Here is a 20,569-nt window from a genome sequence, read left to right as displayed (position 1 = left end):
TTGCCGTGCGGCCCGGCGAGTGGGGCTGTCAGCGGTCCCGCGTACGGTCTCCGCATGGTTGATCAGAGGCCCGCCGTGGCATCGATACTCGACTTCGCGACCTGGGAGCCCGTACTGCGGCTCCTGCTGGCCGACGCGCCGCGGAGGCATGCCGCCCGGTCCGTTCGCGTGACGGGACGCATCGGCCGCAGTAGTTGGAGTCTGGCCCTGAACCGACGGATGCCGCCGCCCGGCCGAGCCGCGCAGGTCGAGGACGAGCAAGAGGAGTTCGACGCGGTGGGGTTGGTGCGGAGCGCGCTCGCGGACGCAGGCGTCGACGACGTCTCCTTCACGGCGGAGATCCAGTCGACCGGGGAGACCGTGCTCCGCCTGCTCGGGCCCAGTCCGGCGGTGGAACCCGGCATCGGCAACCCCCACCCGGGGGCGCTCGTGCTGGTGGACGGCTCCCGTCCCGAGCCCTGGCGCCGTATGCCCGAACCGGTACCCGGGGCGGTGCCGGCCCCTTCGGCGGACTTGGAGCTGCTGGAGCGGACGCTGCGCCGGCGGTTGCCGGACGCCATCGGCGCGACGGAGGAGGAGTTGGCCGCCGCCGAAGCGCGCCTCGGTATCGCGCTGCCCGACGAACTCAAGGTGCTCTACCGGGTGACACGAGCCCGGTGGGAGGACCTGGGCGACGACCACGAGGCAGCGGAACGCGCATGCGCGGCGGTGGGGGGTGAGCTCTTCGACCTCGACAGCGTGTACGTCGCCGACGCGTCGTCCCGGCACTGCCATTGGAAGTTCGGGGCGATGGAGGCGGTCGTCACTCCGCCCGACGCCAGGGTGCAGGGCCTCGTCGGCTCACCCGGCTGGATCGCCTTCGGCGACAACGGCGGTGGAGACCGGTTGGCCGTCGATCTGACGCCCGGCCCCCTCGGTCACAAGGGACAGGTCATCATGCTCTCCCACGAGGAGAGCTCCGGCGCCGCGCTCGTGGCCGACTCCCTCACCGACCTGGTGCTGGACCGACGCAGCACGGAGCGCAGAAGGCCGCGCGGGCGTCGGCCGCCCGTCGTGGCCCGGGTCAACATCGCCAGCCTGAAGAGCATCGAGGCCGCCGCCCACCCCGGCCTGGAAGTCCTGTCCATCGGTGTGTGGGACGGCGAGCCGTTCGGTCTCGCCCCCGTCATCGGCCTGCCCCGCCTGCGCACCCTCACCGCCTACCCCGGCACGCTGGCCGACCCGCTGGAGATCCGCAGGCTCGCCGGGCTGGAGTTCCTGGAGCTCGGCCCGGACGAGTGGCGCGTCCTGCTCGACGCAGGAGCCGTACCGCGCAGCCTGTCGGCGGCAGCCATCGTGGTGCACGGCGAAAAGGATCCCCTGCCCGTCGTGGCGGTCGCGAACGAAATCCTGGCCCTGTGGGACCGGCCCCAGATCGTCCAGACCGTTCTCCAAGGAGACCTCGGCCCCCTGGCGTAGCCGGCGAGGCAAGCGGCCTGCCGCACAGGACGGAGCCCGACGCGGCCGCTTGCCACGGAATTCGCAACCCCTGACGACCGGTTGTCCGGATGAGCCCTGCCGCCGGTACCCGGCCGCGCCCCCACCCTCACCCGCCCAGGAACTCCGACAGCCCCGCCACCAGCCGGTCCGCGTCCTCGCCGTTGCTGTACGGCGCGAGGCCGACGCGGAGGCCGCCCGTGTCACCGAGGCCCAGCCGGCGGGACGCCTCCACGGCGTAGAAGGAGCCGGAGGGCGCGTGAACGCCGCGTTCGGCCAGGAAGCGGTACGCGTCCGTCGTGCTCCGGCCGGGGAACGTCAGCAGGAGCGTGGGGGTGCGGTCCGCCGCGCGGGAGTGGACCCTGATCCCGTTCAGGGAGGACAGTCCCTTGTCGAGCCGGGTGCGCAGAGTCTCCTCGTGCTCCTCGAGGGCCGCGAACGAGGCCGTCAGGCGCCGGCGCCGGGTCCCCGAGGCTCCCGCGTCGAGGCCGGCGAGGAAGTCGACCGCGGCTCGCGTGCCCGCGAGCAGTTCGTAGGGCAGGGTGCCCAACTCGAAGCGCTCCGGGACGGCGTCCGAGGAGGGGAGGAGCTTGTCCGGGCGCAGGGTCTCCAGCAGTTCCGGCCGTGCGGTGAGGACGCCGTGGTGGGGGCCGAGGAACTTGTACGGGGAGCAGACGAAGAAGTCCGCTCCGAGCTCTTCCACGTCGACCGCGGAGTGGGCGGTGTGGTGCACGCCGTCGACGTGGAGCAGCGCCCCGGCGTCGTGCACGAGACGGGAGATCTCCGCGATCGGCGGGCGCGTGCCGATCAGGTTGGAGGCCGCGGTGACCGCGACCAGACGGGTGCGGTCGGAGAGCACGGCCCGGATGTGGTCGCTCGTGAGCTCGCCCGTCTCCGGATCGAAGTCCGCCCGGCGGACGGTGGCGCCGACGCGTTCGGCGGCCTGGATCCAGGGGCGGATGTTGGAGTCGTGGTCGAGGCGTGTCACGACGACTTCGTCCCCGGGCGACCACGTCGTGGCGAGGATGCGGGACAGGTCGTACACGAGCTGGGTGGCGCTGCGGCCGAAGACGATGCCGGAGGGCTCCGCGCCCAGCAGGTCCGCCATGGCCCGTCGGGCCTCGACGACGAGGGAGTCCGCGTTGCGTTCGCCGGCCAGGAGGTGTCCGCGGTTCGACAGCGGTCGCGACAGCGCGTTCGCGACGGCATCGATGACGGGCTGCGGCGTCTGGGTGCCGCCGGGCCCGTCGAAGTGCGCGGTCCCGGCGGCGAGGGCGGGGAACTGCGCGCGGACCGCGCTGACGTCGTACGTCACGAAAGGCTCCTGGAGGTGGGCGTCGGGACTCCTCGGGGCAAGCTAACGCCGCATCCCCGGGAGTGCCAGTAGTGTTTCGGCATTCGGTCATGACCTGGTGGTTCGAGAGGTCCGGCCGAGTACGGAACGCGCCCTGTGTCCCTGTCGACATTGCGCCATGTCCCATCCCTGCCACGGCAACTCGGTGACAGGCATTCCCCGATCACCGGATTCTGTCCAGCGCGTGAACACCCTTTCGCGCTGAGAGGAAGGCTTGAGCCGGATGAGACGAATCCGCCTGCTGGCGGCGACGGCACTGGGGCTCGCGCTGAGCGCCGCTGCCGTGCCGCCGGTATCGGCACGGACGGGCGCCGCCGACGCGGCCGTGTCCGGGACCGCCGCCATGGGGAAGACCGCGACAGTGCGCCTGATCACCGGTGACCGGGTGACGGTCACCACGGACGCCGCGGGCAGACGCAGCGCCTCCGTGGAACCCGGCGCCGGGCGGCGCGGCGTGCTGTTCCGCACCTTCGAGCAGGAAGGCCGTCTGTCGGTGATCCCGTCGGACGCCGCCGACCTCGTCACCACCGGACGGCTGGACCGTGAGCTGTTCGACGTGACCGCGCTCGTCGCCCAGCAGTACGACGAGGCGCACATCGACGCCCTGCCGCTGATCGTGGAGCAGGGCAAGGGCGCGGCGGAGGCCACCGCGCGCCGGCTCACCGGCCTCGCCGAGGACGGCTCGGCCGCCCGGCCGCTCAAGAGCATCGGAGCGCACTCGCTGCGCGTCGACGGGGACGACCTCGGCACGTTCTGGAAGCAGTTGACGTCCGGTGCCTCGCGGGAGGGCGCCCGTGGCACGGGCACGCCGAAGGTGTGGCTGGACAGCCGCGTCCGGCCCTCCCTGGACCGGAGCAACGCCCAGATCGGTACGCCCGCCGCCTGGGAGGCCGGGCTGCGGGGCGAGTCCGTCAAGGTCGCCGTCCTGGACACCGGCGCCGACGCGTCCCACCCGGACCTCGAGGGCCGTATCGCCAAGGCCGAGGACTTCTCCGGTAGCTCCGGCACCGGTGACGCCTTCGGTCACGGCACCCACGTCGCCTCGATCGTCGCCGGCAGCGGCGCCGCGTCCGGCGGCACCCGCAAGGGCGTGGCGCCGGACGCCGACCTGCTGATCGGCAAGGTGCTCGGCGACGACGGCTACGGCACCGAGTCGCAGGTGATCGCCGGCATGGAGTGGGCGGCGGCGCAGGGCGCCAAGGTCGTCAACATGAGCCTGGGCGCCGAGGGTTCGAGCGACGGCCGGGACGCGATGAGCCTGGCCCTGAACGAGCTGACCGAGCGCACCGGAGCCCTGTTCGTGGTGGCGGCGGGCAACGCGGGTGAGCAGGGGCAGAGCACAGTGGGCTCGCCCGGTGCCGCCGACGCGGCCCTCACCGTCGGCGCAGTGGACCGGGACGACTCCCTCGCCCCCTTCTCCAGCCGCGGCCCGCGCGCCGGGGACAAGGCGGTCAAGCCCGATCTGACGGCGCCCGGTGTCGGCATCGTGGCGGCCCGCGCGACCGGCACGACGATGGGCAACCCGGTCGACGCCCACTACGTCGCGGCGTCCGGTACGTCGATGGCCACCCCGCACGTCGCGGGTGTCGCCGCCCTCCTCGCCCAGCGGCACCCCGGCTGGGGACCGCAGCAGCTGAAGGACGCGCTGGTCAGCACCTCTCGCACCATCGCCGGCCAGAAGGTCACCGAGCAGGGCGGAGGGCGCGTCGACGTCGCCGCGGCCGTGCTCGGACCGCTGAGCGCCACGGGCACCGTCGCCCTCGGCACGTACGAGACCGGTGCCGGCAGCGCCGCCGCGGCGACGCTGCGCTACACCAACAACTCGACCCAGGACCTCACGCTCGCGCTCGACGTCCGGCTGGCCACCACCGGGGGCCGCGAGGCCGCCGAGGGCGCGGTGCGCCCCGGGACGGACTCGGTGCGGGTCGCCGCGGGCCGGACCGTCGAGGTTCCCGTGACGGTCGACCCCTCGCGTCTCGAGCGGGGTGCCTACTACGGCTACGCCACCGCCACTTCGGCCGACGGCGGCGCGAAGGTGCACACCACGCTGAGCCTGCTGGTCAAGGGCCCCGTCCACCGGCTGACCGTCACCTCGATCGACCGCGACGGCAAGCGCTCCGGCGCGCTGCCCTCGATCTGGGGGACCGACGGGTTCGTCCGGTACACCGACCCCGACAACGGCATCGCCGAGGTCGAGGAGGGCACCTACCAGCTCGACCTGCCCTCCATCCCGTCGGACGGCTCGGAGCTGCGCCATGTGATCCTGCCCGAGGTGAAGGTGACCAAGGACAGGGCGGTCACCGTGGACGAACGCAAGACCACGAAGGTGGAGATCCGCACGCCGCGCCCTGCGGAGCAGCGCGGCATCATGCACTACCAGGTGCACCGGGTCATCGACGGTGTCGGCATCCTCCAGGGCGTGATGTACTTCGACAGCGTCCAGAGCGTCCACGTCAGCCCCACCGCCGAAGTCACGGACGGCACGTTCGAGTTCGCCTCCCGCTGGCAGCTCGTCGCACCGCTCCTGCGGGCCGAGGTACCCGGCTCGGGCATCGATCTGCCGGCCTACTACATGCCCCAGTCCCCGCTCCTGCCCGAGCGCGGACAGCGCCTGAGCGCCGCGGACGCCGGTGACGTCTCCGCACCCCGCTTCGACCGCGCCCGCGGCAAGCTGGCCGTGCTCACGAACCGCGACAACGTTCCCGAGGCGTCCGTTCTGGCGAAGGCCGCCAAGGCCGGCGTCGCGGCCGTCGCGCTCGTCCACTTCAGCGACCAGCCGTGGACCCGCTGGGAGCCCGACGGTGAGCGCTGGGCGCTGCCCACGGTCCGGATCGGCGCCGAGGCCGGCGCGAGGCTGCTGGACCGCATCGGGGACCGCAGGACCGAGGTGCACCTCACGGGCACGGCGCGCAGCCCCTACCTCTACGACGTCATGCAGATCTCCAAGCAGCGCGTCCCCGCCAGGGTGGTGCACACCGTCTCGGAGGCCAACAGCGCCGTCATCCGCACGACGTACGCCGACAACGGCGGACTTCCGTGGGCCTCGGAGCAGCGGTTCGCCCGCCGCCCCTACCAGGACTTCACGTGGCTGCAGTACTCGCGGTTCGTGCCGACCGGCTTCGTGCGCACCGAGTACGTCTCGGCCGGCGACACGGCCTGGGAGCACAAGGTCCACCACGAGACCTTCAGTCAGGACCGCGAACTGAACGTCGGCATGCGCAACGCACCGCGCACCTACCGCGCCGGTGAGCAGCTGAAGGAGACCTGGCAGGGAGCGGTCGTCCGGCCGTCGATCCCGCGCGGTGCCGGGCTCGCCTCCGTCCGTGACGGCAACGTCCTCGCCCTGCGCATCCCGGAGTTCACCGACTCGGGGTCCGGCCACTGGTCGCCGAAGGTCGAAGGCGCTTCCGAGGGCGGTCCCGGCGTCAGGAAGCCGGGCGCCGGCGCCGCCCAGTCCGGAGACACGGTCAAGGCGGCCCTCTTCCGCGACGGCAAGCAGATCGCCGGGGCGGGCAGTTCGTGGACGAACTTCGAGGTGCCGTCCGAGGCGGCCGGCTACCGGCTGGACGTCTCGACCGCCCGGGCGTCGGGCGAGTGGGCGTTCGGCACCGCGACCGACACGTCGTGGTCCTTCCGGTCCGGCGCGGCCGGCGAGGCGAAGCTGCTCCCGCTGCTCCAGCTCGACTACACCGTCCCGGTGGACGAGCACAACCAGGTCGGGTCCGGCCGCACCCACGCCGTCCGCCTGGCGGTCCGCGCGCAGGACGGGCTCGCCGCGCCGAAGGGCGTGACGATGCAGGTCGAGGCGTCGTACGACGACGGCCGCACCTGGAGCAAGGCCCCGCTTCGCGACCGGGGGGCCAACGTCTACGAGGCCGAGGTCGGGCGGCCCTCCGGCGTGCGCGGCGACGCGTACGTCACGCTGCGGGTCAGCGCCCGGGACGCCGCGGGCAACAGCGTGCGGCAGACCGTGACGCGGGCCTACCTGCACCGGGGCTGACCGCGGCGCCCGGACTCGGCCGGTGACCGCCTGCCCGCCCTGGTGCGGTGCGGGCAGGCGGCCGGCCGGTCCGGCCCGTGACGGTCCCGGGAACCGGGCGGTGTGGGTGACGTGATCGCCTTCCGTGGGGGTGGGCATCACGGCACCGCCCGGAGGTGGTGCGGCCGGCCAGGTCAGCCGGCCGCACCACTGCCGTCCCCGGACGCCCCGCTCAGATCCAGTTGCGACGCGCGGCCTGCCAGCCGAGCTGCATCCGGGTCGCCACCCCGGCGATGTTCATCATGTGCTGGATGCGGCGCTGCACGGTGCGTCTGCTGATGCCGAGCTGCCCGGCGATCGACTCGTCGGTGATGCCGGCGACCATCAGGGACAGCAGGTGCTGGTCGTCGGCCGTCAGTGCGTCGGCGTCGGCCTCCAGACCCGGCCCGCCGATCTGCCCCTCCGCGGTCACCCGCAGCGGCGCCCCGATCTCCCAGTAGCGCTCGAACAGCGCCACGAGCGCCTCCACCAGACTGCTGCCGCGGACGACGGCCGCAGTCACCTCGCGCGGGTCGCCCGCCGGACCTGCCGGCGCCAGCGGGCATATCGCCACACTCCGGTCGGCGATCGCCATCCGCAGCGGCAACGCCGGTACGGCGCGCGCCGCTTCGCCCTCCCGCACCGCCCTGACTACGTTGTCAACGGAGCCGGAGTCGTCGAAGAACGCCTGCTCGTACAGGACCCGGTAGCCGACACCGCGCGAGAGTGCGTCGAACTCGGCCCGGTTCGTACCGGACGGCATGGCGACGTACTGGGCCCTGCAGAACCACAGCATCTCCTCGCGGGCGCTGTCCTGGACCTGCTGCAGCCGCTGGCGCAGCGCCCCGGCACCGGTGAGGAGCTCGATCACCTCGCTCGCATCGCGGATCCAGGCGTTGCGCCGGTAGGTCTCCATCAGCTCGGAGACGGCGGCACGGGCCTTGTCCAACTCGTCGGCGTGGCGCTCGATCCTGGGGCGCAGGGCGAGGTCCGGCGGGTTCGCGGCGAACCGCCCCGGAACGCCCTCCACCCCGCGGGCCAGGCCCTTGCCCTCCAGGGCGACGAGCAACCGCCCGGCGGTCCCTGCGTCGAGGCCCGTCGTCGTGGACACCTCGCCGGCCGACGCCGTGACCGCGGCGACGAGCGCGCGGTACACGTCGGTCTCGGCGGCCGACAGTCCCACCGCCTCCAGCATGTTGTTCCTCCCCAGCCCTTGCCGGCCGTGCCGGCGTCACACTGCCACTGCCCCCGCAGACACATACACCATGGATCGGCGTCCCATTCCCCTCGCAACGTCACACTGCCGGATTGCCCTGCGCGGTGCCTTCGCGGAAGGTGTGCGGGTCGAGCATGGCATGGCGGCCGGGATTCCGGATCACGAGGCCCGGTCCGCGGGCGGGATCGGGAAGTTGTTGCGGAAGGCGTTCCCGGGGTCGTACACCGCCTTGACGTCCCGCAGGCGCCGGAGCGTGGCGGGCGGGAAGGCCCTGCTCAGGACGTGGGGCCCGGTGCGGGTGTCGAAGCTGAGGTACAGGCCCTCGCCGAGGCCGTCCCAGAGTCCGTCGGCCTGTTCCTCGCGCCCTTCGCGGACGACGGCGTTCAGGGAGAAGTTCTGGAACCGGTGGGCGTAGGCCGTGGCCGCGGCCGGTGTGTCGCCCACGGCACCGCCGACCGAGCGGATCTGGAGATGCGCGATGGCGCGGTCGTCGAACAGCCGCGCCACCACGGACGTGGTGGGGCCGTCGAGGTGCCGCACGAGCACGGAGCGGCTGTGTATGGGGCCCCGGCCGTGGTGGTCGTTGTGCGCCGGGGCGACGACGGCCGCGTACGGCACGAGCTCGGCGCGCTGGTGCAGCACCGGCGCGAGACCGAGGAAGGGTTGCAGGGCCGCGGACGCGCCGTCCACGTCCGTCCCCGCCCACACGGCGGAGGTCTGCGCCACGTACCGGCCCTGACGGCGCGCCACCGAGAGGAAGGAGGTGAGCTCCCGGGGTGCGTCCTCGGCCGTCCGGCCCCAGCGGCGGAGGAACCCGTCGAGATCGGCGGGGGCGTGCAGGAACGTGCCGAAGACGACGTCCCCGACCTCGGCCGCCTCGATGTCCAGCGAGGTGACGACCGCCATGTTCCCGCCCGCGCCCCGTAGCGCCCAGAACAGGTCCGGATGGTGCTCGGCGTCGGCGCGGACGATCCGGCCGTCGGCGAGCACGGCGTCGGCGCCCTTCACACGGTCGATGGTGAGCCCGTACGAACGGGCCAGCAGTCCCACGCCCGCCGTTGTCGCCAGCCCTCCCACGCCGACGTCGCCGTAGTCGCCGGAGCTGATCGCGAGGCCGTGCGGTGCCAGGGCCGCGGCGACGTCGCCCCAGCGTGCCCCCGCGCCGACGCGCACCAGGCGCCGTTGACGGTCGATCACCTCGACCCGGTCGAGGGCCCCGAGGGAGATGACGATCCCGCCGTCGTTGGTAGCCCGGCCGCTGAGTCCGTGCCCGCCGCTCCGCACGGCGATCGGTACGCCCTGCCCGCGGGCGAAGACCAGGGCCTCGGAGACCTCCCGGGGCGTGCCCGGGCGCAGCACCAGGCCGGGGGAGCCGGGCCACAGATAGGTCGAGCGCACCTTCTCGTACGCGCTGTCGCCGGGGCGGACGGCCCGGGCGCGCAGGGAGACGGGCAACGGGTCGGCGCCCGCCCCGGCGGAGGGGCCGACGGCCGGGCGGGAGGCGTCCGCCGAGGTGCCGCGGCGCTCCTCGATGACGGCTTCGCGCAGCGCGGGAGCGACCACTTCGCCGAAGGCGGCGATGGCGCGCGGGTCGTCCGTACCGAGGACGAACGTGCCGACACCGTGTTCCAGGGCGAAGGGGAGCAGCCGCTCGGCCCACCGCTCCGGCGGTCCCTGCAGGGGGCCCTGGTCCTGCCCGGGGCCGTGCATGATGTTCAGCAGTCGCCGGATCGCACGCGGGTCGCGGCCGGTGCGCTGCGCCTCCTCGTCGATGATCGCGTTGCCCCGGCGCAGGTCCGGGTCCTTCAGGAAGTTCAGGGTGGGCAGCCAGCCGTCCGCCTTCCGTCCGGTCAGCCGGAGCATGCGCGGCTTGTAGGCACCGACCCAGATCGGCACCGGGTGTGCGGGGGCGGGCCCGCGCTTGGCGCCGTCGACACGGTGGAAGTCGCCGCGGACGCGCAGCGGCGCGCGCTCGCCCGCGTCCCAGACGCCGCGTATGACGTCGATGGCCTCGTCGAGGGCGCCGACCGCCTCGGAGGCCGTGAGCCGCCGGCCTCCCATGGCCTCGATGGCGTCCCAGAAGGCCCCGGCTCCCAGGCCGAGTTCCACCCGGCCTCCGGAGAGCAGATCGAGACTCGCCGCGGCACGCGCGAGGACGGCCGGCGGCCGCAGCGGCAGGTTGATCACGTTGCCGGAGAGCCGCACGCGTTCCGTCCGCGCGGCCACCCAGCTCAGCAGCGTCCAGGTGTCCAGGAAGCCGCTCTGGTACGGGTGGTCCTGGAACGTCACCAGGTCCAGCCCCGACCGCTCGGACAGCACCGCGAGGTCGACCACGGCGGCGGGGTCGCGGTTCTGGGGGGTGAGGAACGTTCCGAACAGCAGCTCGTGACCGTAGTCGGCCATGTCCGTCTCCAGTGATCAGTCGGTCCGGGCGAGTCGCCCAATATTCATTGAATGGAAGTCAATGAATGCTGTTCAATGTACTTGAACGCGGCGCCGACGTGCGACGGAGCCACCGGAGGGTTCGGCTACGCTGGCGCGGATCGGTCGGTGCGGCCGGCCGGGAGGGAGTACAGGTGACGCGACCCGGGGCGGACAGGCCTCCGACGCGGCGGCAGTTGGCCGCCGAACAGACCCGGCGCAAGTTGCTCGCGGCCGCGCTGGACGCCTTCTCCCGGCGCCCCTACGCGGAAGTCACCATCGGCGGCATCGCCCGCTCCGCCGGAGTCGCCCACGGACTGCTGTCGCACCACTTCAACGGCAAGGAAGGGCTCTACGCCGAAGCCGTGCGCGAGGCGGGCCGCCTGCTGCGGGCCGCCCAGGACACCGGTTCCGATGCGCCGCCGGCCGAACGGATCCGTGAGCGGTTCCGTGCCCACCTCGAATTCCTGGCCGGGCACGAGGCCCTCGCGCTGAACCTGATCCTCCGCCCCGCCGAGGTCACGGAAGTGGCCTGGCAGGCCTTCGAGTCGGCGCGCCGCGACGGTGTGCGCGCCATCTGCGGGCTGCTCGGTCTGGATCCGGACGATGCCGCCGTCCGGCCCGCCATGTGCGCCTTCACGGCGGCCGCCGACGAGATGACGCTCCAGTGGCTGAAGGACGGCCGTGCCGTCGGGACGGACGCTGTGGTCGAAGCGCTCGTGGAACTCCTGGAGGGCGCGATCCGCAGCGCGCGCTCCCTCGCGCCGGAGCTCGACCTGGACGAGGTGCTGGTTCGGCTCCGGTCCTGAAGGGTGCGCGGGCTCCGGGTCCGGACGGTACGTGAAGCGGCTGGTGTCAGTGCCTCGTTCCGCGCGGCGCCGAGCGCAGTGCGCTCCACCGTGCCAGTGGCTGCAGGGCCGCGATGAGGGCGTGGCCGTCCGGGGCGAGGCGGTAGCGGATCTGCACGGGCGTGGAGGGGATCACGGTCCGCTCGATCAGCCCTTCCGCCTCGAGTTCCTTCAGGCGCTGGGAGAGCAGCCGGTCGGAGATGCCGTCGACCAGGGTGCGGTACTCGCCGAAGCGCTCGGCGCCGTGCGTCGCGGCCGTCAGAACGGCGCCGGTCCACCGGCGCCCGACGAGTTCGAGGGCGCCCTGGAGGTCGGGGCACGCGCTGTCGTCGATCGCCCGGCCCTCTCGGGCGGGTCGCACGGGAGTGTTCGTCACCGAATCCACTTACTAAATGTTAGTAGCTAATCTTCGCTTTGGTCAATGGTACCGGTGCCGCCACCGTGGACGGCATGACCGACTACGGACACCCGATCACCTTCGGGCTGAGCCTCGATCCGGACGCCGCGGCGATCGACGCGACCCGCCGCCTCGCCCGCCTCGCCGACACGGCCGGACTCGACCACCTCGCCGTCCAGGACCACCCGTACCAGCCCGGGCACCTCGACACCTGGACGCTCATCAGTCATCTCGCCACCACCACCAGCCGCATCGGCCTCCTCACCGACGTCGCCGACCTCCAGCTGCGCCCGCCGGCGATGCTCGCCAAGGCCGCCGCCTCCCTGAGCGTCCTCACCGGCGGCCGGATGCGGCTGGGCGTGGGCGGAGGGGCCTTCGCCGACGCCATCGCCTCGATGGGCGGCGTCCCGCGCCGCGGCGCCGCCATGGTCGCCTTCACCGAGGAGTCCCTCGGGCTGATGCGCGGGGCGCTGGCCGGCGGACCGGTCCGGCTGCGCAGCGACCACCACACCGTCGAGGGCTACCGGGCCGGACCCGTGCCCCCGGCACCGGTCCCGCTCTGGCTCGGTGCCCAGAAGCCGAAGATGCTGGGCGTCGCCGGGCGTGCCGCCGACGGCTGGATCTCCCCGCTGAACATCTACGTGCCCCCGGACGAGGTGCCCTCCCGGCAGCTGATCGTCGACGAGGCCGCAGCGGCCGCGGGCCGCGCCCCGAAGGAGATCCGGCGCATCTACAACGTGCTCGGGGCGATCGGGGAACCCGCGGGCCGCGGCCGGCCCGCCGGAGGGCTGTACGGCGACGTCCCCACGTGGGTGGACACCCTCACCGGGTGGGCGGTGGACCTCGGCTTCGACACGTTCGTCTTCTGGCCGGCCGCGTCCGCGGAACGGCAGCTCGCCCTCTTCGCCGAGGAAGTCGTCCCCGCCGTGCGCGAACGGGTCGAGGCCGTACGGAGCGGGCGATGACCCTGCTGCCCGACGCCGTGCCGTCCCCGCTCACCGGCAAGGTGGTGACGCCGGGCGACAACCGCTACCCCCTGCTGCGTTCGACCTACACGACCGTCGGCGGTCCGGCCGCGGTGGTGCTGCCCGAGTCCGCCGCGGACATCGCCGAGGCCCTGCGGCTCGCCCGGGAGCGGGGCCTGCCGGTCGCCGTCCGCAGCGGCGGCCACGGGCTCACGGGGCGTGCCACGAACAACGACGGCCTCGTCATCGACCTCGGCGCGATGCGCCGCGTCGACGTCCTCGACCGCGCCACCGGCCTCGTCCGCGTGGAAGCCGGCGCCCGCTGGGCCGCGGTCGCCCGTGCCCTCGCCCCCCACGGGCTCGCCATCAGCTCCGGCGACCACGGCAACGTCGGCGTCGGAGGACTCGCCACCGGCGGCGGCGTGGGCTGGTTCGTCCGGCACTACGGGCTCACGGTCGACCGGATCCGGGCTGTCGAGGTGGTCCTGGCGGACGGCTCGGCGGTACGCGCCGATCCTTCGCACGAGCCGGACCTGTTCTGGGCGATGCGCGGGGCCGGCGCCGGCACGGGCATCGCCGTGGCGTTCGAGATCGAGGCGATCGAGCTCGGCGCCGTCGGACTGGCCCAGCTCGCGGTCGACGTGGACCCGCGTGGTTCCGCACTGCGCCGCTGGGCCGCCGCCATGGCCGAGGCCCCGAGAGAGCTGACGACCGCGGTGGTACTCGCCTCGCAGGGCGCTTCCACGAGCGCCTTCGTCACGGCCGTGGTGGCCTCCGACAGCCCGCGGGTCATCCGCGCGGGCCTCGAACCACTGCTGGGTCTGGGCGAGTTGCTGGGCGGGCAGGCCCATGTCGTCCCCTACACGGCGCTGGTGCCGACGAACCATCTGCACCCCAACACCGGGCAGATGCCGGCCACCACGACCAACGGCCTGCTCACCGACATGACCCCGGACGCGGCACGCGCGCTCGTCACGGCGGCATCGGGTCCCGGGGCGGCCATGGTCCAGCTGCGGTCCGTCGGCGGCGCCGTCAACGACACCGACCCGTCGGCCACCGCGTACGCCCACCGCCACCAGCGGACCCTGGTGATCGCGACGGCGTTCCCGCCCGGCGGCCGCCGGGCCCTGGAGGCCGCCTGGAAGGGCGTCGCCCCGCACACCGACGGCGCCTACGTGAACTTCGAGAGCAACCCCGACGAGGCGGCCTTCCGCCGCGCCTACCCGGGCGCTACGGGGGACCGCGTCACCGCTCTCCGGGAACGCTACGACCCGGACCGGGCGCTGCGGCCGTGGGCCGTCTGAGGCACCGGAACCCGCACCACCCGCACCGCGCCCGAGCGCCGGACCGTTCCCCGCAACGGTCCGGCGCCCACACCGTCGTCCGCCGCTCAGGCCCGCGCCGGCTGGGCGTACAGGCTCTTGCCGCCGCAGACGTACAGGACCTGGCCCGTGACCGACCGGCTCGCGGGGGAGGCGAACCAGCGCGCGGCCCAGGCGACGTCCGCCGGGTCGCCGAGGGTGCCCATGGGCTGGGCCAGCATCAGCCGGTCCATGACCTCGTGGGGCTCACGGCGCAGGAGCGGGGTGTCGATCAGGCCGGGGGCCAGGCAGTTGACGGTGATGCCGTGCTTCGCCAGTTCGATGGCGAGTGACCGGGTGGCCGAGACGACGCCGCCCTTGGAGGAGGCGTAGGTGAGCTGCCCGTACCAGCCGAGCCAGGCGCGGGACGCCACATTGACGATCCGTCCCTTCCGCCGGGGGATCATCGAGGCCGCGGCCGCCTGGCTGCAGAGGAAGACACCGGTCTGGTTCACGGCGTGGGTCCGCCGCCACTCCTCGTCGGTGATCCGGCGGATGCCGTGGTCGATGCTGATGCCCGCGTTGTTCACCAGCACGTCCACCGGGCCGAGCCGCTCCTCGACGCCGGAGAAGAGGGCCGCCACCGCCTCGCGCGAGGAGACGTCGACGCGCAGTCCCACCGCCTCGGCTCCCGTCGCGGCCAGCCGCTGCGCCGCGTCCTCCGCGCGGCCGGCGTCGATGTCGGCGATCGCCACCTTCGCCCCGGCGGCGGCGAACTCGCGGGCCACGGCCAGTCCGATCCCGCTGGCGGCCCCGGTGACGACGGCGACCTGCCCGGCGAGGTCCCTCCCGGCGATGCCCTGTCCGTCGCGTTCCATCGTGTGTCCTTCGTTGTGTTCCATGGTGGTTCCCGCTCAGACGGACAGGCTCGACAGCAGGCTCGCGCCGCCGCAGCAGTACAGGACCTGGCCGGTGACGTAGCCGCTGCGCCCGTCCAGGAGGGACGCGGCCGTCTCGGCGATGTCCTGTGCCGTCACCGGCTGCGGTGCGAGGGCCTCGGGCTCGTACAGGTGGGTGTTCTCGGGACGGCCGGCGCCGCGCAGCGGGCTGCCCTCGGGCGGCAGCGCGGCGACCACGTTCACCGTGGTCCCCGTGCGGCCGAGTTTCAGCGCCAGGCTGCGCGCCACGGAGACCAGCGCCCCGCTCTCCGCGGCCAGGGCCGGGCGGCTCGGCCAGCCGAGCCCGTCGCGGCTGGTCACGACGACGATGCGGGAGCCGCCGTCGTCGCGTGGACGCAGGTACGGGCCCCCGCTCCGTCGTGCTGGCCCTGTCCATCGTCGACAGCGTCGACATCCGCCACGTCAGCCGGCCTTACCTGGCCGAACTGTGCGAGGAGATCAACGAGAACACCTACCTGGCGGTGCGCAGCGGCAGCAGTGTCGTCTACGCGGACCGGCAGGAGGCGGGCCAGACCCTCTCGGTTGTCATGAAGCTCGGCGGGCAGCGGCCGCTGCACGGCTCGGCCGTCGGCAAGCTGGTGGCGGCGTACAGTCCCGATCTTGAGCAGCGGGTCCTCCAGGCGCCGCGGCTGGAGCAGTTCACTCCGTACACCCTCGTGAACCGCGACCGGCTGCGTGAGGAGTTCGAGACCATCCGGGAGCGCGGCTACAGCGTCAGCGACGGGGAGAGCGTCGAGGGGATCCTGGGCCTCGCCACCCCCGTGGTCGACGCGACGGGGAGCGTGACCGCCGCGGTTCATGTGTCCGCACCGAGGGGGCGTCTGTCCCCCGACCGTCTGCCGTTCGTCGTCGCGGCGATGTCCCGGACGTCGCTGCAGATCTCCCGGCAGCTCGGGGCCGAGCAGGACGCGGTCCCGGTGCGGGCGGTCGAGGAGGTGCGCGCCTTCGAGGAACGGCGCCCGGGGCGCGGGCCGCAGCGGGCGGAGTGAACACGCGGGCGGCCGCCTGCGGGCAACCGCCGCCGGGCGGCCCGGGCGCGGCGGTGCCCCGCAGGGCCGAGGCCCCGCCCGGGCGGTGTCCGGCTGGTCCGCTGCCCAGGGGCCGGGCGGTGCCGGCGGCTCTGCGCCCCGGGGGGCGGCGGCTCTGCGCCCGGGTGGCGGTGGCTCTTCGCTCCGGGTGGCGGGGCGGCGCCGGGGCACCGCTTCTCAGCCGGCCGCCGACGCGTTGCGGTAGTCGCGCGGCGAGACTCCGACGACGCGTTTGAAGGCCGTGCTGAGCGCGCTCTCGGAGCCGTACCCGACGTCACGCGCGATGGCCGCGACCGTGCCGCTGCCCTCCCGCAGGCGCTTGGACGCGAGTTCGAGACGCCAGCCGGTGAGGTACTCCAGCGGCCCCCGGCCGACCGTGCTCTTGAAGCGCGCCGCGAGGGTCGAACGGGACACGGCGCCGCGGCGTGCCAGTTCCGCCACCGTCCAGGGGTGCGCCGGCTCCTCGTGCATGGACGCCAGGGCGGCCGCCACCACGGGGTCGCCGAGACCGGCCAGCCAGCCCGAGACCGTGCGCGGCTCGCGGGCCAGGTGCAGCCGCAGGACGTGGACGAGCATCACGACCGCCAGTTGCTCCGCCACGAGCGTCGAGCCCATCCGTCCGTCCCTCAGCTCGTCGTCGATCGTGGCGAGCGCCCATCGCACGGTCTCCGCCTGGCTCGACGCGGCCGGTACGTGCACGACCGGGGGGAGCGCGTCCAGCAGGAGTTCCTGGGCCCGCGCGCCGAACGAGAAACGGCCGCCGATCAGCAGTGCGTCGTCGCCGTCGCCGGTCCGCGCGACCCCGTCCTCGGCCTTCGCGAACACCGGACCGGCCTCGACGGGAACCACTCCGGGCCCGCTGCGGAGGGTGAAGCCCCTTGCGCGGGTGAGGAGATAGCAGTCGCCCTCCGACAACCACAGGGGCTCCTCGACGCCGTCGACCTCCAGCAGGCAGCGGCCGCGGCGGACGGCGTTGAACTTCACCCCGGAGGGGGCGGCGAACCTGACGGCCCATTCCCCGCCCGCCAGCAGATTCGTCGACAGATGGCTCCGCGTCTCCAGCAGGGCCAGTACGTCCTCCAGCGGGTCCACGGATGCTCCTCTCGAGCGGCGGGCGGCGGGCGGCGGGCGGCGGCGGGGGCGTCACGCGGCGGGCGGTGCCGGCCTTGGTGCCGATTTCTGGACGTTCAGTAAAGAATGGCAGACTATCGATTATAGAACGTACGAGTTGGGCCCTCTACGGTCGAACCCATGACTACACCCCCTCGACCGGAATCCCGTCCGGAGCAGCCCGCCGCCCGTCTGACCACCCCCTTCCCGCCCCACGCCACCGCCGCCGAGGTGATCGACGGTGTGGACCTCTCCGGCCGCCGCGCCGTCGTCACCGGCGGGGCTTCCGGCATCGGAGCCGAGACCGTGCGGGCCCTCGCCGCCGCCGGTGCCGAGGTCGTCGTCGCCACCCGCCGTCCGGCGAGCGCCGAGCCGCTGCTGTCGGAACTCGCCGAGGTGCCCGGCGCGGGCCCCGTGCGGGCCGCGCCGCTCGACCTTGCCGACCTGTCGTCCGTGGACGCGTTCGCCCGCGACTGGCAGGGCCCGCTCGACATCCTCGTCGCCAACGCCGGGATCATGGCGCTCCCCGAGCGAACCCTCACCGACGCGGGCTGGGAGATGCAGCTCGCCACCAACTTCCTGGGGCACTTCGCCCTGGCCGGCTCACTGCACGACGCGCTGCGCGCATCGGGCGCGGCCCGCATCGTCGCCGTCGGCTCCGGCGCACACCTCTGGGCGCCCTTCGACTTCGACGACCCCCACTTCGAACGGCGCCCCTACGACCCCTGGGCGGCGTACGGCCAGTCGAAGACCGCCGACGCGCTGCTCACGGTCGGCGCCCGCCGCTGGGCGGCCGACGGCGTGACGGCCAACGCGCTCAGCCCGGGGTACATCCTCACCAACCTCCAGCGGCACCTCGACGACGACACCATGCGTGCGTTCGGCGTGATGGACGACGAGGGGAACCTCACCCCGCTGCCGCACTACAAGACCCCGGCGCAGGGCGCGGCGACATCGGTGCTGCTTGCCGCCTCGCCGCTGCTCGCCGGAGTGACGGGCCGTTACTTCGAGGACAACCAGGAGGCGCCCGTCGTGGAGACGGCGGAGGGAGCCCAGGGCGGCGTCGCGCCCCACGCCCTGGATCCCGAGGCGGCCGACCGCCTCTGGGAGTACGCCGAAGCCGCCGTCCGGGGCCGGTCGGGGGCGAAGTGGGGCAGCGCCGCCTGACCCGGCACGGCGGTGCGGTCAGCCGGCCGCCGGCCCGGCGGGGCGGCGGTACACGCCGTACCAGTAGCCGGTCGCCAGCTCGCGGGCGACGGCCTCGTCGTCGGTGCCGTCACTGCCGGACACCTGCTGGGCGATGACCTGGGCGCCGCCGTGGACGATGACTCTGGCGGCTAGTCCGGCGTCGATGTCCTCGGGCGTCCGGCCCGCCCGCTGCTCCTCCTCCAGCACCGTCACCAGGTGCTCGACGAAGCGGTCCTGGTCGGCCGTCCAGGTCTCCCGTACGGCCGGGTCGTACGCGGCCACTTCGTTGATGGCCGACAGCAGGGCTGCGTGTTCGCGGTAGTGCCGCATGATCAGCGCGTAGGTGCGGGCCAGCCCGTCGAGCCCGCCGTCCGGAGCGCCCGGCCGCCAGGAGGAGGCGATCGCATGGCTCTCCGACTTGAGCGAGCCGCTCAGCCGGAGCAGGACGTCCACCTTGTCGCGGAAGTACAGGTAGAACGTGGAACGGGAGATGCCCGCGGCCTGGGCGATCTGTTCCACGCTCAGCTCGGTGTACGTCACACCGTCGCGCAGCAGTTCCTCGATCACGGAGAGGATCCGCTTCTCGAGCGCGGCCCGCCGGTCGGCCGCGCCGGAGCGTCGTCGGGTGGTGGAGGCCATGGGGTCATCCTAGTGCCGCGTCAGGCAGGGTTTGCCCGTCGAGGAGCGGCGTCCGGTGCGTGGGGTCTTCCCCGGCCCTCCGGGCCGAGGGGAAGGATCGCACGGCGCCGGATCGGCCTCGTAGCGGGCCTACTTGGTTGATTCGGCAACACCGCGAGTCGCCGTGCCGGGCGTCGTGACGGGGCGGACGTCGCCTGACGCGGCACGGGGGAACCGGCCCCGGGCCCGGACCGCTGACGCGCGCTTCCACGGACCCGCGCGCGCCTCCACGGACGTCGGCGGAGGCGCGCGCCCGAGGACGCGGGGCGCGGGCTCCTCAGACCATGAGGCTCATCCGCTCCCCGACGCCCAGGAGGGACTTGCCGTACACCTCCAGGCCGACCGCCGGGACGAGGCCGGCGTGGCGGGCCGCCGTGTTCGCGTCGCGCCAGATGCGCTGCAGGGGGCTGGCGTCCGCGAACCCGGCCGAACCGTGCGCGTCCAGCAGGGTGCCGATCGCCGCCACCACCTGCTGTGCCGCGAAACCGGCACGGGCCCTGATCCGGGCACGTGCGTCGTAGTCCAGCGGCCGGCCCGCGGCCGCCGCCCGGTCCACCTCGTCCACCGCGTGACGGATGTGCAGCTCGGCCGTCTCCAGTTTCAGCGCGGCCTCGGCGACCAGCATCTGGATGCCGACCGAGTCCGCCTGGCGGACGTGGACGGTGAACGACAGCGGCTTGGACGCCGCCGCCTCGACCACCACGTCCAGTGCCGCCCTGCCGAGACCCAGCAGCGGCCCGGCCAGGCACAGCAGCAGCATCGGCCCGAAGGTCGCGCCGTACAGCGTCTCGTCCGGGTTCGAACGCGGGTAGAGCCCCTCCGAAGCCGCGGGCACCGACAGCACGCGGTGTTCCGGGACGAAGACGTTGTGCCCGATCAGGGTGTTGCCGGCGGTCGCCCGCATTCCGCCGGTGAACCAGGTGTCCTGAATGGTGAGTTCCGAGGCGGGGATCAGGACGAGCGCCTGGTCCTCGACCGCCCCGTCCGCGTTCTGCAGCAACGCTCCGACGGCGGCCCACGTCGCGTAGGGGGCGCCGGAGTTGTACGACCAGCGACCGGTGACACGCCAGCCGCCCGGTACCCGCTCGCCCATGCCCGTCGGTGCCGCGACCCCCGTCACCCGTGCGTCGGGGTCGGCGCCGAAGACCTCCTCCTGGGCCTTCTCGGGGAAGAGGCAGGCCAGCCAGTTGGTCACCGCGATGATCATTCCCACCCAGGCGGCCGAGCCGTCGCCCTTTCCGAGCGCCGCCGAGACCTCGGTCAGCGTCCGCAGGTCGGTCTCGTGGCCGCCGTACCGCTTCGGCGTCAGCAGCCGGAAGACCCCCGCTCCGGACAGGGCGTCGACGACCTCGGGCGGCACGGCGCGGTCCGCCTCTCCCCGCGCCGCCTCGTCGCGCAGTAGTGGTTGCAGGGAGGCGGCCCGTGAGACGAGCCGCTCCCTGATCTCCTCGCGGGACGGTGCGGCCGGGTCGTGCTCTCGGTGAGTGGTGTTCACGGCGTTCTCTTTCTGCATGGTTCGCTGCGGGCGCCGCTTCGGAGCGGGCGTGACCGCGGTGGAAGGGGACGGGCAGAGGGAAGGGGACGAAGGGGGGGGAGGGAGGCAGGCGGTT

16 protein-coding genes are annotated in these 20,569 nt (G+C 73.6%); 7 read left to right on the top strand and 9 right to left on the bottom strand.

All coding sequences use genetic code 11. The features are described 5' to 3' along the window. Positions 1 to 54 precede the first annotated feature (54 nt). Entirely contained in the window at positions 55 to 1,458 is a 1,404-nt protein-coding gene (locus BLT82_RS15865) for an SMI1/KNR4 family protein (RefSeq protein WP_093655194.1), read from the top strand. A gap of 127 nt (positions 1,459 to 1,585) precedes the next feature. On the opposite strand, the gene BLT82_RS15860 is transcribed toward BLT82_RS15865, so the two are convergent. After that, a complete protein-coding gene (locus BLT82_RS15860) occupies positions 1,586 to 2,791 on the bottom strand; it encodes a cysteine desulfurase-like protein (RefSeq protein WP_093655192.1) in 1,206 nt (401 codons plus the stop codon). A 262-nt stretch (positions 2,792 to 3,053) separates the two neighbouring features. Between BLT82_RS15860 and BLT82_RS15855 the strand changes: the two genes are divergently transcribed. Further along, positions 3,054 to 6,830, top strand: a complete 3,777-nt coding sequence (locus BLT82_RS15855; protein ID WP_093655190.1) for a S8 family peptidase — start codon at positions 3,054 to 3,056, stop codon at positions 6,828 to 6,830. 211 nt (positions 6,831 to 7,041) lie between these two features. Here the strand turns inward: BLT82_RS15855 and BLT82_RS15850 are convergent, their stop codons facing one another. Next, the gene (locus BLT82_RS15850; protein WP_093655188.1) at positions 7,042 to 8,043 is read right to left on the bottom strand and encodes a helix-turn-helix domain-containing protein; all 1,002 of its coding nucleotides are present in this window, start codon (positions 8,041 to 8,043) and stop codon (positions 7,042 to 7,044) included. Positions 8,044 to 8,223: 180 nt separating this feature from the next. Next, entirely contained in the window at positions 8,224 to 10,467 is a 2,244-nt protein-coding gene (locus tag BLT82_RS15845) for an LLM class flavin-dependent oxidoreductase (protein ID WP_093655186.1), read from the bottom strand. Between the two features lie 173 nt (positions 10,468 to 10,640). Here BLT82_RS15845 and BLT82_RS15840 point away from each other — a divergent pair, with 173 nt between their 5' ends. Next, positions 10,641 to 11,294, top strand: coding sequence for a TetR/AcrR family transcriptional regulator (locus BLT82_RS15840; RefSeq protein WP_167746020.1), 654 nt, complete (start codon positions 10,641 to 10,643; stop codon positions 11,292 to 11,294). A 46-nt stretch (positions 11,295 to 11,340) separates the two neighbouring features. Here the strand turns inward: BLT82_RS15840 and BLT82_RS15835 are convergent, their stop codons facing one another. After that, a complete protein-coding gene (locus tag BLT82_RS15835; RefSeq protein WP_093655182.1) occupies positions 11,341 to 11,694 on the bottom strand; it encodes a winged helix-turn-helix transcriptional regulator in 354 nt (117 codons plus the stop codon). Positions 11,695 to 11,783: 89 nt separating this feature from the next. On the opposite strand from BLT82_RS15835, the gene BLT82_RS15830 reads away from it, so the two are divergent. Next, a complete protein-coding gene (locus BLT82_RS15830) occupies positions 11,784 to 12,695 on the top strand; it encodes an LLM class flavin-dependent oxidoreductase (protein WP_143041497.1) in 912 nt (303 codons plus the stop codon). Next, entirely contained in the window at positions 12,692 to 13,999 is a 1,308-nt protein-coding gene (locus BLT82_RS15825; protein WP_093655178.1) for an FAD-binding oxidoreductase, read from the top strand. Before BLT82_RS15830 ends, BLT82_RS15825 begins: the two co-directional genes overlap by 4 nt. Positions 14,000 to 14,085: 86 nt before the next feature. On the opposite strand, the gene BLT82_RS15820 is transcribed toward BLT82_RS15825, so the two are convergent. Together BLT82_RS15820 and BLT82_RS15815 are read right to left on the bottom strand one after the other, a co-directional pair. Beyond that, the gene (locus tag BLT82_RS15820) at positions 14,086 to 14,898 is read right to left on the bottom strand and encodes an SDR family NAD(P)-dependent oxidoreductase (protein WP_208867914.1); all 813 of its coding nucleotides are present in this window, start codon (positions 14,896 to 14,898) and stop codon (positions 14,086 to 14,088) included. 12 nt (positions 14,899 to 14,910) lie between these two features. Continuing rightward, on the bottom strand, positions 14,911 to 15,264 hold the full coding sequence (locus BLT82_RS15815; RefSeq protein WP_280142481.1) for an SDR family oxidoreductase: 354 nt from the start codon (positions 15,262 to 15,264) through the stop codon (positions 14,911 to 14,913). Positions 15,265 to 15,284: 20 nt separating this feature from the next. Between BLT82_RS15815 and BLT82_RS15810 the strand changes: the two genes are divergently transcribed. Continuing rightward, complete coding sequence (locus tag BLT82_RS15810) at positions 15,285 to 15,944, top strand: IclR family transcriptional regulator (protein WP_093655174.1); 660 nt, start codon at positions 15,285 to 15,287, stop codon at positions 15,942 to 15,944. A 216-nt stretch (positions 15,945 to 16,160) separates the two neighbouring features. Here BLT82_RS15810 and BLT82_RS15805 read toward each other — a convergent pair whose 3' ends face one another. Beyond that, complete coding sequence (locus BLT82_RS15805) at positions 16,161 to 17,075, bottom strand: AraC family transcriptional regulator (protein WP_093655172.1); 915 nt, start codon at positions 17,073 to 17,075, stop codon at positions 16,161 to 16,163. Between the two features lie 159 nt (positions 17,076 to 17,234). Between BLT82_RS15805 and BLT82_RS15800 the strand changes: the two genes are divergently transcribed. Continuing rightward, positions 17,235 to 18,260, top strand: a complete 1,026-nt coding sequence (locus tag BLT82_RS15800) for an SDR family NAD(P)-dependent oxidoreductase (RefSeq protein WP_093655170.1) — start codon at positions 17,235 to 17,237, stop codon at positions 18,258 to 18,260. Between the two features lie 18 nt (positions 18,261 to 18,278). On the opposite strand, the gene BLT82_RS15795 is transcribed toward BLT82_RS15800, so the two are convergent. Continuing rightward, entirely contained in the window at positions 18,279 to 18,920 is a 642-nt protein-coding gene (locus BLT82_RS15795; RefSeq protein ID WP_093655168.1) for a TetR/AcrR family transcriptional regulator, read from the bottom strand. Between the two features lie 316 nt (positions 18,921 to 19,236). Continuing rightward, the gene (locus tag BLT82_RS15790) at positions 19,237 to 20,454 is read right to left on the bottom strand and encodes an acyl-CoA dehydrogenase family protein (protein ID WP_244291996.1); all 1,218 of its coding nucleotides are present in this window, start codon (positions 20,452 to 20,454) and stop codon (positions 19,237 to 19,239) included. Positions 20,455 to 20,569: the final 115 nt, after the last annotated feature.

The organism is Streptomyces wuyuanensis (genome assembly GCF_900103455.1).
Lineage (GTDB): Bacteria > Actinomycetota > Actinomycetes > Streptomycetales > Streptomycetaceae > Streptomyces > Streptomyces wuyuanensis.
The sequence above is the reverse complement of the archived record's forward strand: the minus strand, read 5'-3'. Positions and strand labels throughout refer to the sequence as shown.

Coding starts and splice junctions, on each gene's coding strand:
- BLT82_RS15830 (WP_143041497.1), top strand. CDS start 11,784: ATGACCGACTACGGACACCCGATCACCTTCGGGCTGAGCCTCGATCCG.
- BLT82_RS15800 (WP_093655170.1), top strand. CDS start 17,235: ATGACTACACCCCCTCGACCGGAATCCCGTCCGGAGCAGCCCGCCGCC.
- BLT82_RS15855 (WP_093655190.1), top strand. CDS start 3,054: ATGAGACGAATCCGCCTGCTGGCGGCGACGGCACTGGGGCTCGCGCTG.
- BLT82_RS15865 (WP_093655194.1), top strand. CDS start 55: ATGGTTGATCAGAGGCCCGCCGTGGCATCGATACTCGACTTCGCGACC.
- BLT82_RS15845 (WP_093655186.1), bottom strand. CDS start 10,467: ATGGCCGACTACGGTCACGAGCTGCTGTTCGGAACGTTCCTCACCCCC.
- BLT82_RS15795 (WP_093655168.1), bottom strand. CDS start 18,920: ATGGCCTCCACCACCCGACGACGCTCCGGCGCGGCCGACCGGCGGGCC.
- BLT82_RS15825 (WP_093655178.1), top strand. CDS start 12,692: ATGACCCTGCTGCCCGACGCCGTGCCGTCCCCGCTCACCGGCAAGGTG.
- BLT82_RS15820 (WP_208867914.1), bottom strand. CDS start 14,898: ATGGAACACAACGAAGGACACACGATGGAACGCGACGGACAGGGCATC.
- BLT82_RS15850 (WP_093655188.1), bottom strand. CDS start 8,043: ATGCTGGAGGCGGTGGGACTGTCGGCCGCCGAGACCGACGTGTACCGC.